The 18,174-nt window shown below is 64.7% G+C and carries 11 protein-coding genes and 1 pseudogene; all 12 read right to left on the reverse strand.

What is annotated here, in order from left to right; translation table 11 throughout:
- Positions 1–168: 168 nt before the first annotated feature.
- Positions 169–2,325: a S46 family peptidase gene (locus ACQ4WS_RS20060; protein WP_436478809.1), complete on the reverse strand. Its 2,157-nt coding sequence runs from the start codon at positions 2,323–2,325 to the stop codon at positions 169–171.
- A 65-nt stretch (positions 2,326–2,390) separates the two neighbouring features.
- The gene (locus tag ACQ4WS_RS20065) at positions 2,391–2,552 is read right to left on the reverse strand and encodes a hypothetical protein (protein ID WP_436478859.1); all 162 of its coding nucleotides are present in this window, start codon (positions 2,550–2,552) and stop codon (positions 2,391–2,393) included.
- Entirely contained in the window at positions 2,477–2,713 is a 237-nt protein-coding gene (locus ACQ4WS_RS20070) for a CheR family methyltransferase (protein WP_436478858.1), read from the reverse strand. Before ACQ4WS_RS20070 ends, ACQ4WS_RS20065 begins: the two co-directional genes overlap by 76 nt.
- Positions 2,714–2,870: 157 nt before the next feature.
- Entirely contained in the window at positions 2,871–4,292 is a 1,422-nt protein-coding gene (locus ACQ4WS_RS20075) for an efflux transporter outer membrane subunit (protein ID WP_436478810.1), read from the reverse strand.
- Positions 4,289–7,531, reverse strand: coding sequence for an efflux RND transporter permease subunit (locus ACQ4WS_RS20080; protein ID WP_436478811.1), 3,243 nt, complete (start codon positions 7,529–7,531; stop codon positions 4,289–4,291). Before ACQ4WS_RS20080 ends, ACQ4WS_RS20075 begins: the two co-directional genes overlap by 4 nt.
- Complete coding sequence (locus ACQ4WS_RS20085) at positions 7,528–10,647, reverse strand: efflux RND transporter permease subunit (protein ID WP_436478812.1); 3,120 nt, start codon at positions 10,645–10,647, stop codon at positions 7,528–7,530. The genes ACQ4WS_RS20080 and ACQ4WS_RS20085 overlap by 4 nt, the downstream gene beginning before the upstream one ends.
- On the reverse strand, positions 10,644–12,008 hold the full coding sequence (locus tag ACQ4WS_RS20090; protein WP_436478813.1) for an efflux RND transporter periplasmic adaptor subunit: 1,365 nt from the start codon (positions 12,006–12,008) through the stop codon (positions 10,644–10,646). Before ACQ4WS_RS20090 ends, ACQ4WS_RS20085 begins: the two co-directional genes overlap by 4 nt.
- A 407-nt stretch (positions 12,009–12,415) precedes the next feature.
- Positions 12,416–12,709, reverse strand: a complete 294-nt coding sequence (locus ACQ4WS_RS20095) for a GNAT family N-acetyltransferase (RefSeq protein ID WP_436478814.1) — start codon at positions 12,707–12,709, stop codon at positions 12,416–12,418.
- A gap of 195 nt (positions 12,710–12,904) precedes the next feature.
- Positions 12,905–14,779 (reverse strand): signal peptide peptidase SppA, encoded by a 1,875-nt coding sequence (sppA, locus tag ACQ4WS_RS20100; protein ID WP_436478815.1) that lies wholly within the window; start codon positions 14,777–14,779, stop codon positions 12,905–12,907.
- Positions 14,780–14,869: 90 nt separating this feature from the next.
- Complete coding sequence (locus tag ACQ4WS_RS20105; RefSeq protein ID WP_436478816.1) at positions 14,870–16,333, reverse strand: sodium:solute symporter; 1,464 nt, start codon at positions 16,331–16,333, stop codon at positions 14,870–14,872.
- An 81-nt stretch (positions 16,334–16,414) separates the two neighbouring features.
- Entirely contained in the window at positions 16,415–17,632 is a 1,218-nt protein-coding gene (locus ACQ4WS_RS20110; protein ID WP_436478817.1) for a YeeE/YedE family protein, read from the reverse strand.
- A gap of 29 nt (positions 17,633–17,661) precedes the next feature.
- Positions 17,662–18,015 (reverse strand): annotated as a pseudogene (locus tag ACQ4WS_RS20115) (hypothetical protein); the annotation flags it as partial.
- Between the last annotated feature and the right edge of the window lie 159 nt (positions 18,016–18,174).

Here is an 18,174-nt window from a genome sequence, read left to right on the forward strand (position 1 = left end):
TCCAGATCCGCAGTCGCCCGCGGCACCCTTGCCGTTCAGCTAACTCTTCCCCTTGTCGGGCGAGTAGAGGACTTGCACCTCCCAGTGAGTGCGCCCTGCCGGGCGCACCGCAAAAAAGCCGCATCGGCCCTGGGGCGGATGCGGCTTTGCGCTAGCGCAAGTTAAAGCTTACTTCTTTGCAGCCTTCACTGGCTTCGGATACTTGATGGTCATTTCCTGCAGCAAGTTATCCGCATGGTCCACTTCCTTCATGACCCACAGCATGTAGCGGATGTCGAGGTGGATGGCGCGCGTGATGGCCGTGTCGAAGTACCAGTCCTTGGTGATCGATTCATACGTCGAATCGAAGTTCAGGCCGATCAGTTCGCCCCGCTTGTTCATCACGGCCGAGCCGGAATTGCCGCCTGTGGTGTCCGCGCTGGTGAGGAAATTGACGGGAACCGTGCCCAGTGCCGGATCGCGGAACTGGCCGTAGCGTTTTTCCTTGACGGCGTCCATCAAGCCTTGCGGCGCTTCGAACGGCGCCTTGCCCGTAACTTTCTCGACGATGCCTTCCACCGTCGTGAATGGGCCCTTGGTCAGCCCATCGCGCGGCGAGTACGGCGAGACGGTGCCGTAGGTCACGCGCAGGGTCGAGTTGGCGTCAGGATAGACGGGTTTGCCTTGCGATTTCTTCCAGGCAATCACAGCTTGCATGTATTGCGGAATCACGCGTTCCAGGTTACCGTCGATTTCCTTGCGGCGCTCTTCCAGCGCCGCGTCCACGGGCTGCAGCTTGACGGCCAGTTGCATGAAGGCGTCGTCGGACCGGGCAACAGCGGCCTGGTCCTTTTCCAGCCAGGCCAGGCGCTTGGCCGTGTCAGCCAGTTGCGTCTGCTGGTACAGGGCCGCCACGGCTGCTGGCGCCGGCAGCAGCGCGTCCAGGCCTTGCGGATGGCTCTTCGCCGCCAGTTGCGCGTAACGCTTCAAGCCCGCGGCAAAACGCGCCTGGTCGACCTTGTTGACGTACGACTGTTCCAGACGGGCCAGACGGGCCTTGATGAAGGCCAGGTCGCGCTGCTGGAAGCCCGATTCCCGCTCGGCGTCCGCTTTCTGGCGCTCCAGCGACAAACGGTAGAGGGTGCGCGCGCTTTTCAGCAAGTCGCTGTTGGTGGCCACGCTCCAGGCGAACTCTTCTTCGCTCAAGGCCATGTCGCTGGCGATCGCCGCGTCCAGTTCGGCCAGCAAGGTGGGCGACACGTTCGGCTGCTTCGCATACCAGGCGCGGAACTCGGCATCCTGCACGTCCTTGATGGCGGCGATGTCCTTGCGGGCGAAACCGTCGAGCAAGCCCTGGGTTTTCTTCAGCACGTTGTTGATGCTTTTCACTACGCTGGCATAGCGCACGGCAGCGGCAGCGTCGCCATGCGTCGCGTCAGCCATCACGGCCAGATCAGCTTGCAGCTCCGATACTTTCAAGGGGAAGGCCGTATCGCGCGCGAAGCGGATTTCCGCCGGCAGCTTGTAGCGGCTGGTGCGGCCGGGGTAGCCCGCCAGCAAGATGCCGTCACCGGCTTTCAAGCCTTCGGCCGAGACGACCAGAAAGTCCTTCGATTTGTACGGCACGTTGTCCGGCGACGGGTCGGCCGGACGGCCATCCTTGCCCACGTAGGCGCGCAGGAACGAGTAATCGCCCGTGTGGCGCGGCCATTCGTAGTTGTCGATGTCGCCGCCGAAGTTGCCGATCTTGTCCGATGGCGCGTACACCAGGCGCACGTCGCGTATCATCATCTGGCGGATGCGGTAGTACTCGAGGCCGCGGTGGAAGGCGGGCACGGAGCAGCGGTACATCTTGTCCGTCTCGCATTCGGCGATCAGGTCCTTGATGCGCTTTTCCACCGCTTCGTGGCGCGCGCGGCCCGTCATGTCGGCCGTCAAGCCTTTCAAGACGCGCTCGCTGACGTTCTCCACCTTGTCCGTCACATACACCAGGCTGTTCGGACCGCCCGGCAGCTCGCTGGCGCGCGTCTTGGCCAGGAAGCCATTGGTGATGTAATTGTGTTCCGGCGTGGAATTGCGCTGCACGGCGCCATACGCGCAATGGTGGTTCGTCACCACCAGGCCCGCGTCGGAGACGAAAGCGGCCGAGCAGCCGCCCAGCGACACGATGGCGCTCATCGGGTGCTTGCTCAGGTCGGCCAGTTTTTCTGCAGGAATGTCGATGCCGACCCGTTTGAGTTCGGCTTTCAGCTGTGGCAGTTGGTGTGGTTGCCACTGCCCTTCGTCGGCGTGTGCGCCGGCGAACGCGCCCAACAAGGCGACTGGTAAAACGATTGTTTTGAACAAGATATGCCCCTCCATAAATAGCAGGCGAAAGTATAGCCTGTCCAAGGGGCCTGAGTCGGCAAAAATTAACCCATTGCAATTTCTGTATCAGGCGGCAACCGGCACCCGATGCCGGCAGGCCCACCTCGAAGTGCCCGCTCGGCGATGCCGATCAGGTCAAAGCACTGTTTCTTGCACTGCTGCTGCGGCGTGATGCCGATGCCGTTGTCGCTGATGGCCACGTACACGGCGCAGGCATCCGAACTGAGTTCGATCTCGGCCTGGCCACCGCTTCATGAAACACCATGGCCAGCGAATAGGCTTCCTCTCCCGTGGAACAGGCCGCTATCCAGGCATTGAAGGCGCGCCCGTCCGGGTGGGACGCCAGTAATGGCGGCAAGACCACCATCTTCAGGTGTTGCCACACTTTCGGGTCGCGGAAACAATGCGTCACACCGATCAGCAATTGCTTGAATAGCAGGTCGATTTTCGCAGGATTGTTACGCAGAAAGGGAAGGTATTTGGCGCAGGGTTTTGCCCTGCGCCAGCCTGCCCTTTACTGCCCTCTACTGCGCCTGCGGCACCTGCCAGCCGCCGCCCAGCGACTGGATCAGGGCCACGGCGGTCGTCTGGCGGTCCGCCTGCGCCTGCACCAGCGAACGGCGCGCCGACAGGGCCGTCACTTGCGCCGTCACCACGTCCGTGTAGCCGACCTGGCCAGCGTTGTAGCGGTTCAGCATCTGCTGCTCGACCTGGTCGGCGGCGGACGACGCCTGCTGGCGCAAGGCCAGCTGCTCGGCCAGCGCGCGCGTGGCCGACAACTGGTCTTCCACGGCGCCAAAAGCGGACAGCACCGTCTGGCGGTAGCGCGCCACGGCCGCCTCATGGCCGGCCTTGGCCGCATCCACGCTGGCCGTGGTGGCACCCGCATTGAACAGGGTTTGCGCGGCCGACACGCCCAGCGACCACAGGCTCGACGATGCATTGAACAGGTCGCCGACCTTGCTGGCGCCGGAACCGTAGGAACCCGTCAGGTTCAGGCTCGGATAGTAGGCGGAGCGGGCGATGCCGATCTGCTCGTTGGCCACGGCCACGCGGCGCTCGGCGGCGGCGATGTCGGGACGGCGCTGCAGCAGGGTCGACGGCACGCCCAGCGGCACCTCCGGCACGGTCAGGGTCCACGGCGCCACGGCCAGGCTGAAGTCCGATGGTGCGCGGCCCAAGAGGATGGCAATCGCGTGTTCCAGCTGCGCGCGCGCGCGCGTCTGGCTCGACAGGTCGATCTGCGCATTGGCCAGCTGCGTCTGCGCCTGCAGCAGGTCGGACTTGGCGGCGATGCCGGAGTTGAAACGGTTGCTGGTGATGTCAAGCACGCGCTTGTAGCCGGCGATGGTGGCGTTCAGCAGCGTGATCTGCGCATCGCTCTGGCGCAGCGAAAAGTAATTCGTCGCCAGTTCGCCCTGCGCCGACAGGCGCGCGGCGGCCAGGTCGGCCGCACTGGCGGCTGCGCTGGCGTCCGCCCCCGTCACGCCGGCGCGCAAGCGGCCCCAGATATCCGGTTCCCACGAGGCGCCGATGGCGGCCTTGAAATTATTGTTCGCCTGCTGCTCGCCCCCGCCGCCGGAACGGGCGCCGCTGCCCGTCAGGTTCACGCTGGGGAACAGCGAAGCGCGCTGTTCACGCACCAGCGCGCGCGCCTGCTCGTAAGAGGCGACGGCTTCGGCCACGTTCTGGTTCGATATGTCGATGCTGTCGGCCAGCTGGTTCAGCTGCGCGTCGCCGAACAGGGTCCACCAGGGGCCCCGTTCCAGGGTATCGGCCGGCACGGCAGGCTGCCAGCCGGCCGCCTCCTTGAATGTGTGCGGCGCGGCGGCCGTCGGCGTTTCATAGGTCGGACTGACGGCGCAGCCGGCCAGCAGGACAGCAGCGGCCAGTGCCAGCAAGTGGCGTGCGGGTACGGCGGACGGGATAGGTTTTACTTGCTTCATGATTGTGTGCTCGGGTTATCTGGCCCAGGAATGCGGCTCAATTGCTGCTCGTCGGCGCTGCGCGTGCGCAGCTTGTCGAGCAGGATGTAGACCACCGGGGTGGTCAGCAATGTGAGTAACTGGCTGGCAATCAGGCCGCCGATGATGGCGACCCCCAAGGGCTGGCGTAGCTCTGACCCCTCGCCGAAACCGATCGCCAGCGGCAAGGCGCCAAGGGCCGCCGCCAGGGTGGTCATCAGAATGGGGCGGAAACGCAGCAAACATGCCTCGCGCACCGCCTCCACAGCTGTCAGCCCGCGCGAACGCTCGGCCTCCAGCGCGAAGTCGATGATCAATATAGCATTTTTCTTGACGATACCGATCAACAAAAACACGCCGATCAGGGCGATGATGGAAAACTCCATGCGGAACAGCAGCAATGCCAGCACGGCGCCCACGCCCGCCGACGGCAAAGTCGACAGCACGGTGATCGGGTGGATCAGGCTTTCGTACAGGATGCCCAGCACGATATAGATCACCACGATGGCGGCCAGGATCAAGAGCGGCTGCTCCTTGTTGCTGTCCTGCGCGCTCTTGGCCGAACCCTGGAAGCTGCCGCGCACATTCACCGGCATGCCGATTTCCGACTCCGCCTGGGCCACGGCAGCCTGCCCGTCGCTGAGCGGATAGCCGTCGGCCAGGTTGAACGACACGGTAGTGGCCAGTTCGCCGCCCTGGTGGTTGATCGAGGTGGCCGTCGCGCTTTCGGCAAAGCTGCTGAACGACGACAGCGGCACCATCGTCGCCAGGGTGGTACTCAATGCCGTGCCGCTGGACGGGTCGCGCGCGGCCGTCGTATTCGACGCCGTCGCGACGCTGGTGGTGGCCGTGGCAGTACTGGTGCCGGCAGCGGCGACGGCGGCCGCATTCGACGCCGGCACATACACGGAGCGCAGCGCTTCCGGGCTTTGCGCATAGCGCGGCGCCACTTCCATGATCACGTGGTACTGGTTCAGCTCATCGTAGATGGTCGCCACCTGGCGCTGGCCGAAGCTGTTGTACAGCGCATTGTCGATGTCGCGCACCTGTACGCCCAGCTGCGTGGCGCGGTCCTTGTCGATGCTGACAAAGGTTTCCACGCCGTTTTCCGCCTGGTCCGTGTCCACGTCGATCAGGGCCGGCTGCAGCTTCATCTGGTCGGCCAGCTTGGCCGCCCATTTCTTCAGGTCCGCCTGGTTGTCGCTGATCAGCGTGTACTGGTAGGTGGAATTGCTGGAGCGCCCGCCCATGCGCAAATCCTGCACGGGGTTGAGGAACAGCGAAATGCCCGTCACCTTGGCCAGTTGCGGACGCAAACGGGCGATCACGGCCTGCCCCTTGTCGGTGCGCTGCGAGGCCGGTTTCAGATCGATGAACATGAAGCCGCCACCTGCCCGTCCGCCGCCCGTGAAACCGACGACGGTGGCGACGGCCGGATCGTCCTTGATGATGTCGACCAGCTGGCGCAATTTGCCCTGCATGGCCTGGAAGGAGATGCTCTGGTCGGCGCGCATGCCGCCATTGATCTGGCCCGTGTCCTGCTGCGGGAAGAAGCCCTTGGGCGCGGCCGCGAACAGGTACACGTTCAGGCCAACGACAAACACGAGGATGGTCATCACCAGCGCGGCGCTGGACAAAGCCCAGTCCAGGCAGTGTTCATACACTTTCAGCATGCGCTCGAAGCCCCGTTCGAACCAGCGCGCCACGCTACCGGGCGGCTTGTGCTGCGCGCCGCTTTTCAGCAGCCAGGCGCACATCATCGGCGTGGTCGTGAGCGAGATCACCAGCGAAATCATCACGGCGGCCGACAGGGTCACGGCAAATTCGCGGAACAAACGCCCCACCTGCCCGCCCATGAACAGCAGCGGGATGAAGACGGCCACCAGCGACAGGCTGATCGACAGCACGGTAAAGCCCACTTCGCGCGCGCCCAGCAGGGCCGCCTTGAAGCGGTCCATGCCGGCCTCGATGTGGCGCTGCGTGTTTTCCAGCACCACGATGGCATCATCGACGACAAAGCCCGTGGCCACCGTGAGCGCCATCAAGGAAAGGTTATTTAGCGAAAAGCCCAGCATATACATCACACCGAAGGTGCCCAGCAGGGAGACGATGGTGGCCACGGCGGGGATGATGGTGGCGCGCACGCTGCGCAGGAAGGCGCTGACCACCAGCACGACGAGCACGATGGAGAGGATCAGGGTGAATTCGATCTCGTGCAGCGAGGAGCGGATGGAATTGGTGCTGTCGGACGCCACCTGCAGCTTGATGTCGCCCGGCAGCTGCGCCTGCAGTTGCGGCAGCAGCGCGCGCACGCCGTCCACCGTGGCGATGACGTTGGCGCCCGGCTGGCGCGTGATCAGCACGATGACGGCCGGGTCGCCATTGAACAGGCCCAGAGTATTGTTGTTCTCGACGCCGTCGACCACTTCGGCCACGTCGTCGAGGCGGATGGCGGCGCCGTCGCGCCAGGCCACCACCAGGCTGCGGTAGTCTGCCGCGCTGCGCCCGCCTGAGGCCGTCGTCGCGCCCGAATAAATCTGCAGGCTGCGCGCGTCGCCGGAAATCGCTCCCTTGGGCCGGTTGGCGTTGCTGGCCTGGATGGCCGCGCGCACGTCTTCCATCGACACGGCATAGTGATTGAGTTGATATGGCAGCAGTTCCACGCGCACGGCCGGCAGCGAACCGCCGCCCAGTTCCACGTCGCCCACGCCTTTGACTTGCGCCACCTTTTGCTGCACCAGATTCGACACGGCGTCGTAGATCTGGCCCGGCGTGCGCGTCTTCGACGTCAGGGCCAGAATGATCACGGGCGCGTCGGACGGATTGGCCTTGCGATACGTCGGATTGCTGCGCAGGGTGGCCGGCAAGTCCACGCGCGCAGCGGCAATCGCCGCCTGCACTTCGCGCGCGGCCGAATCGATCTTGCGGTTCAGGTCAAACTGCAAATTGATGCGCGCCGAGCCCGTGCCCGATGACGAGGTCATCTCGTTTACGCCCGAGATCACGCCCAGGCGCCGTTCCAGCGGCGTGGCCACCGACGTGGCCATGGTCGCGGGGCTGGCGCCGGGCAAGCTGGCGCTGACGGAAATGGTCGGATAGTCGACCTGCGGCAGCGGCGAGACGGGCAGCACAAAAAAGGCGCCGACACCCGCCAGCGCGATGCCGATAGTCAGCAGCACGGTGGCGATGGGGCGCTTCACGAACGGTTCGGACAGGTTCACGCGGCGCTCCCCGCATTATCGCCCGGCTTGTCCAGGCTCACGCCCCGCGTTTTGGACGTGAAGCGCTGGCCCAGGCGGTCGAAGCCCAGGTAGATGACGGGCGTGGTAAACAGGGTCAGCACCTGGCTGACGATCAGGCCGCCGAAGATGGCCAGGCCCAGCGGACGGCGCAACTCGGCGCCCTCGCCCCAGCCCAGCATCAGCGGCACGGCCGCGAACAGGGCTGCCAGGGTCGTCATCAAAATAGGACGGAAACGCAGCAGGGCCGCCTGGTGGATGGCTTCCTGCGGGCTCTTGCCCTCGTCGCGCTCGGCCTCGATGGCGAAATCGATCATCATGATGGCGTTCTTCTTGACGATGCCGATCAAGAGGATGATGCCGATGATGCCGATCACGCCCAGGTCCTGCCCGGAAATCATCAGCGCCAGCAAGGCGCCCACGCCGGCCGACGGCAAGGTCGACAAAATCGTCAGCGGGTGGATATAGCTTTCGTACAGCACGCCCAGCACGATATACACGCAGACCACGGCGGCCAAAATGAGCCACAGCTGGTTCGACAGCGAATTTTCATACGCGCCGGCCGCACCGAGGAAGGTCAGGGTCACCGATGGCGGCAAGGCGATGTCCTGCGCCGCCTGGCGGATGGCGTCGACGGCGCTGCCCAGCGCCACGCCTTGCGTCGTATCAAAGCCGAGGGTGGTGGCCGGGTATTGCGCCACGTGCGTGATTTGCAGCGGCGCCTGTTTTTCGCTGACGCTGGCAAAGGCGGACAGCGGCGTCGACTTGCCGGAACCCGTGCGCACCTGCAGTTCCGACAGGTCGGCCGGCGTGGTGACGATGCCGGGCTGCGCTTCGAGGATCACGCGGTACTGGTTGGTTTCCGTGAAAATCGTCGAGATGATGCGCTGGCCAAAGGCGTTATATAAGGCGTCGTCGACGGTGGCGGTAGTCACCGACATGCGCGCAGCGCTGTCGCGGTCAATCGCCACGGTGACGGCGGCGCCCGTGGCGCCCGCGTCCGTGACGACGTTGCGCAGCTGCGATTTTTCGCGCATGCGTGCGGCCAGCTTGCCGGCCCACTCGGTGACGGTGGCCGTATCGGCCCCTTCGAGCGAGACGCGGTACTGCGTCGGGCCAGATTCCGCATCGATGGTCAGGTCCTGCGTCGGCTGCAGATACAGAGTCACGCCGGCCACCTTGGCCACGCGGTTGCGCAGGCGCTCCATGATCTCGTCCTGCTCGCCGCTGCGCGGACGCTTGAGATTGATCAGCATGCTGCCCGTATGCAGCATGGTATTGTTGGCCGCATCGACGCCCACCAGAGAACTCAGGGTATCGACAGAGGGATCTTCCAGCAGCGCGCTGGCGGCGGCCTGCTGCAAGGTGGCCATGCGCTCGTACGAGACGGCTTGCGAGGTTTCGATGCGCGCCTTCAGCTGCCCCGTGTCCTGCGTGGGGAACAGGCCTTTCGGAATGGTGATGTACAAAATCACCGTCAGCAGCAAGGTGGCCAGGGCGACGAGCAGGGTCAAGCCCTGGCGTTTCAAGACCCATATCAGCGCATGGTCGTACTGCACAATCACGCGGTCGAGGAAAGCCTGGATGCGCTGGCCCGTGGCGCTGACCTTTTCATCGGCACGGCTTTTCAGCCAGCGCGCCGACATCATCGGCACCAGGGTCAGCGACACGACGGCGGAAATCAGAATCGTGATGGCCAGGGTCATGGCAAATTCGCGGAAAAGACGGCCCACCACGTCGCCCATGAATAGCAGGGGAATCAGCACGGCAATCAGGGAAACCGTCAGCGAGATGATGGTAAAGCCGATCTGCGACGCGCCCTTCAGGGCGGCGGCCATCGGCGTTTCGCCCTCCTCGATGTAGCGGGCGATGTTTTCGATCATGACGATGGCGTCATCGACGACAAAGCCGGTGGCGATCGTCAGCGCCATCAAGGAGAGGTTGTTCAGGCTGTAGCCGAGCAAATACATGACGCCGCAGGCGCCGATCAGCGAGATCGGCACGGACAGGCTGGCAATCACGGTGGCGCGCATGCTGTGCAAGAAGGCGAAGATCACCAGCACCACCAGCAGCACGGACAATAACAGTTCCATTTCCACGTGTTCGACCGAGGCGCGGATGCCCGTGGTGCGGTCGCTCAGCACGTCGAGCTTCATGGCCGCCGGCAGGCTGGCTTGCAAGTCCGGCAGCAAGGCCTTGATGGCGTCCACCGTCTTGATGACGTTGGCGCCCGGCTGGCGCTGCACGTTCAGGATGATGGCCGGCTGCTTGCCCGACCAGGCACCCAGGCGCGTGTTTTCCGCGCTGTCGACCACATTCGCCACATCAAGCAGGCGCACGGGCGCGCCATTTTTATAGGTGATGATGAGGCGCTTGTAGTCTTCCGCCGTGACCAGCTGATCGTTGGCGTTGATGGTAAACGAGCGCGTGGGACCGTCGAAACTGCCCTTGGCGCTATTGACGTTGGCCGCTGCGATGGCCGTGCGCAGGCTGTCCAGGCCCAGGCCGTACGAGGCCAGCAGCCTGGTATCGCCCTGGATGCGCACAGCGGGACGCTGGCCGCCCGACAGCGACACCAGGCCCACGCCATTGACCTGGCTGATTTTCAGCGCCAAACGCGTGTTGACGATGTTTTGCACCTGCGTCAGCGGCATCGTGTCCGATGTGATGGCCAGAGTCAGCACGGGCGCGTCGGCCGGGTTGATCTTGGCGTACACGGGCGGCGCCGGCAAGTCGGTCGGCAGCAGGGAGCCGCCCGCGTTGATGGCCGCCTGCACTTCCTGCTCGGCTACGTCCAGGGTCTGCCCCAAGGTAAATTGCAGGGTGATGAGGGAGACGCCGGCCGCGCTGGTGGAACTCATGCGCTGCAAGCCTGACATTTGCCCGAACTGGCGCTCCAGCGGCGCCGTCACGGTCTGCCCCATGACTTCCGGACTGGCGCCAGGGTACAAGGTCTGCACCTGGATGGTGGGGAAATCCACCTGCGGCAAGGCGGCCAGCGGCAGGAACTTGAAGCCGACCAGCCCCGCCAGCACGATGGCCAGCATCAGCAGCGCCGTGGCGACGGGGCGCTGGATGAAGGGAGTCGATGGACTCATTGCGCTGCGCCCTTCGCTGGCGCCGTGGCTGGCGCGGATACCGATGCGGATGCGGATGCGGATGCGGAAGCCGAGGCGCTGGCCGCGCCGTCAGCGTGCTGGCGGCGGTGGCGGCGTTCGCCGTTTGCCCCGGCCGCACCGGCGCCGCCCATGGCAGGCTTGTCGCCGGCCAGAGTGACTTTCGCGCCTTCCTTCAGGCGGTCGGCGCCTTCCGTGATGACTTGTTCTCCCGCTTCCAGGCCGGCGCGGATTTCTACCATGTCGGTGGTGGCCTGGCCGCGCGTGACCATGCGCACGGTGACGGTTTTATCCGCTTTCAACACATACACGAAATCGCCGTTGTTACTGTGGCGCAGGGCCGTGACGGGCACCAGCACGGCGCCCGTGATATTGCCCAGCTCCAGGCGCACGTTGACGAACTGGCTGGGGAACAGGGCCATCTTGTCATTCGTGTAGCGGGCCTTGGCGCGCACGGTGCCCGTCTGCACGTCGACCTGATTATCCAGCGCCGTCAGGCTGCCCTGGTCCAGGGTATGCGTGCGCGTGCGGTCCAGCGCCAGGGCCGCCAGGGCCGAGCCGGCATTCAGGCGTTCCTGGATGGTTTGCACCTTATCCTGCGGCACGGAGAATTCCACGTCGATGGGCGAGAGCTGCGTCACCACCACCACGCCGCCAGCGTCGCTGGTGCTCACCAGATTGCCGATGTCGACCACTTTCAGGCCCGCGCGCCCGCTGATCGGCGAGACCACCCTGGTGTAGCCCAGGTTCAGCCTGGCCGTGCCTTCGGCCGCGCGGTCTGTCATGACGGTCCCTTCCAGCTGTTTGACCAGGGCGGCCTGCGTATCGACCTCCTGGCGCGCGATGGAGTCCTGGCCCAGCAGGGTTTGATAGCGCTTCAAGGTCAGGCGCGCGTTTTCCAGCTGCGCTTCATCGCGCTGGCGCTGGCCCGTGGCTTGCATCAGCGCCATCTCGAACTGCGCCGGGTCGATCTGCGCCACCACCTGGCCCGCCTTGACCATGCCGCCTTCCTTGAATTTCAATTCCTTCAAAATGCCCGACACTTGCGGGCGCACCGTCACGGTGGACGCGGCCTTCACCGTGCCCAGCGCGTCGAGCACCACGGGCAGGTCTGACTTGACAGCCGTGGCCACGCCCACGGTGGTGGAAGGGCCGCCACGGCGCCCGCCGGGACCACCGGGGCCACCAGGACCGCCGGCGCCAGACTGCGCGCTGACGCCGGTATGCGTCAAATACCAGGCACCGCCGCCCAGCGCAGCCATCACGGCCAGCGCGATGACACTGCCGACGATTGTCGAACGGCGGCTGCGCCGCGGGGTATTGGGTGTTGTTTGCGAATCCATCGCTTATCCTTGTATACGCCGCTGGCACGGCGAGTCTGTGGCGCCGGCCGAGGTGGAACACACTCAGGCCGGACGACCGTTTTTCGGGGTTGTTTCGGTACACAGCCGGGGGAGTCAAGAGCTGAAAATCAGCTGAAAAAACATCGCTCCCTAGCGTGAAACGACTCTAGCATAGTCATGTAACTGTTTCATTTCGACTTGAAACAATTACACACAGCCAGACAGGCATGGCAGGAGCAGGCGGGCCGGCACGCATGCCGCCACTGTGGGGGAACGTTGGAAAAATCAGGCTTGCGGGACGTCGCACCCCGGCGCCATCGGCGCGCGGGCGACTCGCATGCAGATACAAACTCGCTACAAATCTCCCGCCGGCCGGCTTGACCTGGCGCCACGCGGGCCGTTTGCGCTTACAACGTCATGCCAAGGAGGACATCCTGGCAGTCGGTGCGGCCCACGCGAAAAGTGCGCCGTCCCACCTGCGCAAAGCCGCAGCGCGCATAGAACGCCAGCGCGTCGTGGTTTTCCGCGTACACGCCCAGCAGCACCCTTCCCGCCCCGCTGGCGCGCGCCTGGCTCAGCGCCGCCGGCATCAGGCGCTGGCCCACGCGCTGGCCCTGGAAGCGATGCAGCAGGTAGATGCGCTTGCTTTCCAGGTCATTCGGCTGCGGGTTGGCCACCGGCAGGCTGGCGGGACTGAGCACCAGCTAGCCCACGGGCGCGCCGCCGGGCGTGGTCTCGGCCAGCCACAGCCGCATGGCCGGCAGCGCCAGCTCATCGCCCTTGACGCAAGGGCGGATGCTGACACCCGTGGGTGTACTCATGTCGCTTGCCATGCTGTGCTCCTGATATGAAACAAGCCGGGCGAAGCCGGCTTGGGGAGCTTGTTTATGCTGGTGTTACTTGCTGCCGAGTGGCACCTCGCACAGGCAGTGCGTGAGGGCCATGAACGGTTTGTGCTCGCGCGTGATGCCCGACAGCCAGGAGAGGTCCTGCGCCATGCCCAGCGCCGCGTCGGCCGGCAAGCCGGTCGTGGCCAGGCCCAGCTTCACGTGCTCGCCCAACCCCAGCGCGGCCATGGCCTTGGCGCCGAACATGCCGATCAGGCGGTCCACGTTCGACGTTTCCTGTTCCAGGTAGGTCACGCGGTAGTCGCTGCCCAGCTTGGCGCGCTTGGCCGCCGACGCCAGCGCATCGCCATAGCTGCCGATGCGGTCGACCAGGTTGCGCTCTTTCGCCTGCAAACCCGTCCAGACGCGTCCCTGCGCCACTTCATCGATCTTTTCCGGCGTCGTCTTGCGCGCCTTGGCGGCCAGGTTCAGGAAGTCGCCATACACGTGGTTGATCGAACCCTGGATCACTTGCGCAAAGCGGGGGTCGAGCGGACGCAGGGGGTTGCCCGCGTCGGCCAGCCAGGTGGTGGGCGAACCGGCCGTGTGGATGCCCAGCTTTTCCACCACTTTGTCGGCCGTCGGCAGAATCGCGAACACGCCGATGGAACCGGTGATGGTGGCCGCGTCGGCGATCACTTCATCGGACGAGGTGCTGATCCAGTAGCCGCCGGAAGCGGCCACGTTGCCCATCGAGACGACCACCGGCTTGCCAGCGGCGCGCGTCAATTCCAGTTCGCGGCGGATCAGTTCCGAGCCGAAGGCGCTGCCGCCCGGCGAATCGACGCGCAGCACGATGGCCTTGATCGATTTGTCTTCGCGTGCCTGGCGGATCAAGCGCGAAGTGGACAGGCCGCCGATGGCGCCCGGTGGCGCGATGCCGTCACCGATTTCACCGGAGGCGATGACCACGCCGACGGCGTCGCCGACGTGCACGGGGCGCAGGCGCGCCAGGTAATCGGAGTAGTTCACCTGGCGGAAGTTCGTGCCTTCCGTGTTCTTCGCGCCGCGCGCCATCATGAACTGGCGCAGTTCGTCGCGCGTTTTCAGGCCGTCGACCAGTTTGGCCTCCAGCGACAGCTTGCCCAGATCGCCGCCGGCAGCCGTCATCAGCGCGGGCAGCGCATCGATCGATTGCATGATGGCGCCGGCTGGCAGCTTGCGCGCCTTTTCCACATCCGTCGTGTAGGTGGTCCACAGACCGTTGTTCAGGTAACGGTCCGCTTCGGCCGCCGCTTCGGACGGGCCGTTGGCGATGAAAGGCTCGGCTGCGCTTTTATACGTGCCCACTTTCAGCAGGTTGACCGTCACGCCCACTTTGTCGAGCGCGTCGCGGTAGTAATTGCGGTAGCGGCCAAAGCCTTCCAGCATGACGCCGCCCATCGGGTGCAGGAATACCTCGTCGGCCTTGGCCGCCACCAGGTACTGGCGCTGGTTGTAGCTCGAACCCCAGGCCGTGACTTTCTTGCCCGTGGCGCGGAAGCGTTCCACGCCGGCCGCCACTTCGCGCAGCGAAGCGAGGCCGCCGCCCTGCAATTCGTCGAGCAGGATGACCATGGAGCCGATGTTCTTGTCCTTGGCCGCCGTGTCGAGCACCGCCAGCACGTCGCGCAACTGCACGCTTTTCTTGACTTCGCCGCTGACATTGGCCAGCACCGCCTCGCGCACGCCGCCCGGGGTTTCCTCGACCAGCGGGCCTTGCAAGTCCAGCACCAGCGTGGTCTTTTCCGCCAGGGGCTTGGCGCCGCCGCCAAAGATGGCGATCAGGATGGCGATGACGATCAGCAGGAAAATCAGATTGATGACCGCGCGGCGAGTGGCGTCCAGCGCGCGCCAGAATGCGCCAAAGCCGCGGCGCAGCGGCGGGAAGGGGTTGAGTGACATTGATGCTCCGTGAGGTTATATGCCTAAAGGAAATCAATATAGCTGAAAACGGCCGGAATCGTCGTAGGATTCGTCTTATTTTGACAAGTATTACGCGCTCTTGCCTCCCCGCCCTGCCGGCGTGGAAATGAGAAACAGCCCGCCCAGCACCAGGGCGCCATTCAGGATCAGCAATTCCAGGCCGAGGCGGTAATGCTCGAACAGCAGCGCCTGCTCCTGCTCGATCAGCGCGCACAGCAGTGGCCCGGCCACGGCCACCAGCGGCACCCAGCGGTCACGCACGCCGCGCCGGCTCAGCAGGCCGAAGGCGAACAGGCCCAGCAGCGGACCATAGGTATAGCTGGCCAGCTTCAGGATGACGACGATCATACTGGGACTATCGATCCACTTGAAGGCCATGATCAGGATCAAAAACAGTGCGGCAAACCCCAGATGGACGCGGCGGCGCCAGCGCATCTGCGCCGCCGGGCTCAAGTCCTGCCTGCGCTGCAGGCCGAGGATATCGATGCAGAAGGTGGACGTCAAGGCAGTGAGCGCCCCGTCCACGCTGGGAAACAGGGCGGAAATGAGGGCGATGAAGAAAATCAGCTGCACCACGGCAGGGAAATGTCCGAGCACGACGGCGGGGAACAGTTTATCCCCTGTCGCGGTCACACCAGCCAGCGGCGCATACAGGTGCAGCAAGCCGCCGAGGAAGAGGAACAGCAGCAGCACGCCAGTCAGTACCACGGTCAGGCTGAGCATATTCTTTTGCGAATCGCGCAAGGTACGCACGGAAATGTTCTTTTGCATCATTTCCTGGTCCATGCCCGTCATGGCGATCGTGATAAACATGCCGGCGAGAATGTGCTTCCACACATAGGCGGGACTGTCCGGGTCGACGGTGAAGATGCGCGTGAGGCCTTGCGCGCGCATGCGCTCGAGGCTGTCGATGAGGGACAGGTCCATTGCGCGCAGCAAAAACACGCTGCAAATCACCAGCCCCGCCAGCATGCACGCCGTTTGCAGGGTATCGGTCCAGACGATGGTTTTCACGCCGCCCTCATAGGTGTAGAGCAGGATCAGCAACAGCACGACGCACGACGTCAGCCAGAACGGCACGCCCAGGCTGTCGAGTATCGTCGCTTGCAGGATATTGACCACCAGATACAGCCGCGCCGTGGCGCCCAGCAGCCGCGACAGGATGAAAAACGCCGCCCCGCTCTGGTAGGAGCGCCGGCCCAGGCGCCATTCCAGGTAGCGGTAAATCGAGGTCAGCTGCAGCCGGTAGTACAGCGGCAGCAAGATGAACGTGATGGCCAGGTAGCCCAGTACATAGCCTATCATCAGCTGGATGTAGCCGAAACCGTTGCTGCCCACGGCGCCGGGCACGCTGATGAAGGTCACGCCCGTGAGCGTGGTGCCCACCATGCCGAAGGCCACCAGCATCCAGTTGCTGTCCTTGTTGCCGATGAAAAAACTCTCGTTGGTGGCATGGCGCGAGGTGCGCCACGCCACGCCCAGCAGGATCAGGAAATACGCGAGGACGACGGCAAACAGGATGAGGGGGGACATGGGTGTTGCGCTGGAGGCAAAGGGGAACAGGGGCAGCAATATACAACAAAGCGTACAGCAATGCCCCCGGTCAATCAGGTATCAGCAGCCGCTCGGCTTCACGCGCTCCACTTCCAGGCCGAACCACGGACGCAAGCGCGTGCCGACGACGTTGCCGAGGAAGGCGCAGACCAGCCACAGCCAGCCGTGCAGGCTGCCCGAGACGATGCCGCTGAAGTAGGCGCCGATATTGCAGCCGTAGGCCAGGCGCGCGCCGTAGCCGAGCAGCAAGCCGCCGACGATGGCGGCGATGATCGAGCGCCGCGGGATGCGCCATACGGGCGCATAGCGGCCGGCCAGTGCCGCCGCCAGCATGGCGCCCAGTACGATGCCGATGTCCATCACGGAAGTCTTGTCTTGCGTCAACGGCGCGGCCAGGGCGGCGGCATTCGCCTTGGTGGACCAGTAAGCCCAGCTGGCCGTGTCGATGCCGACCACGGACGCGGCCTTCGCGCCCCACAGGGCGAACGCGGACGTCACGCCCCACGGCTTGCCCGACAGCGCCAGGGTGGCGAAGTTCAGCACGACGAGGGCGACGGCGCCCGCCACCAGCGGCCAGGGACCGTGCAACCAGGGCGACGACTGCGCCGGGCGCAGGGGTGTGGCGACGAGCTTGCCGTGGCGGCGTTTTTCAACGAGCACCGTGATGACGGCGATCAATGCAAAAACGATCCAGTTCAGCACCAGCGCGGGTACCAGGCCCAGACTTGTGACGAGGGAAATCGGTTTGAGCTGCGGCAGCGCGGTCCAGAACGGCATGTGCGCCGTGCCGATCACGGAGCCGACGATGAAGGCGGCCAGCGTAATGAGCATGCGCGTGCTGCCCCCGCCCACCGTGTACAGGGTACCGGAGGCGCAGCCGCCGCCCAGCTGCATGCCAATGCCGAAGATGAAGGCGCCAAAGATGACCGAGGTGCCGGCCGGAGAAACCAGGCCCGCCACGGGCGTGCCGAACAGGGTGCCGGCTGACAGCGCGGGAAAGAACAGCGCCACGCCGACGGCCAGCATCAGCATTTGCGCGCGCAAGCCGTCGCCGCGGCCATCGGCGATGAAGACGCGCCAGGCCGACGTAAAGCCGAAGGCCGCGTGATACAGGGTGATGCCGAGCAAGGCGCCCACCACATACAGCGCGGCCTGGGTGGCGCCGACGCTCAGCGCCAGGTACCAGGCGCCCAGCACGATGAGCACAAGCGCGACGCCCAGCGGTTTCGGATTGATGGCGGCGCGCAGGCGCAGGGATGACGTTGCTGTATCGGACATGGGGAGTATGGGTCAGAGGAAGGTAAGCCCTATTCTAAGCCATACTCTAAGCCATACTCTCGGCCGTGCCAGCAACTTGCGCGTCGGCCCGTACGCGCAGAAATCGGGTTCAAGCGATCCAGACGTCCACTCAGCACCGTCAAACCGAACGCTTCCAGCACGACCAGCGCACCGATCCAGCCCGTATGCACGAGGCCCAGGTGTTGCACGATCAAGCCGCCACCCCAGGCACCGCCGGTGATGTCCAGATTGAAGGCGGCGATATTCAAGCCCGACGCCACGTCCACGGCGCGTGGCGTGACGTGTTCCGCCTGCTGCACGACATACACTTGCAGGCCAGCGACGTTACCGAAGGCCACGGTGCCCCACAGCAGCACGGTGATGTCGAGGATTTCATAGCCGGGCGATTTCCACGCCAGCAAATTGCCCATGGTGAACAGGACCATCGGCGACAGCAGCAGGGTCTTGCGGGGGACCTCGTCCGTCAAGGCAGTCAGTCGCGAGACTTGGCGCGCCCAAAAAAACGGAAATTGAAAAATCCT

Source organism: Janthinobacterium leeuwenhoeki (genome assembly GCF_051380795.1).
Classification (GTDB): domain Bacteria; phylum Pseudomonadota; class Gammaproteobacteria; order Burkholderiales; family Burkholderiaceae_D; genus Janthinobacterium.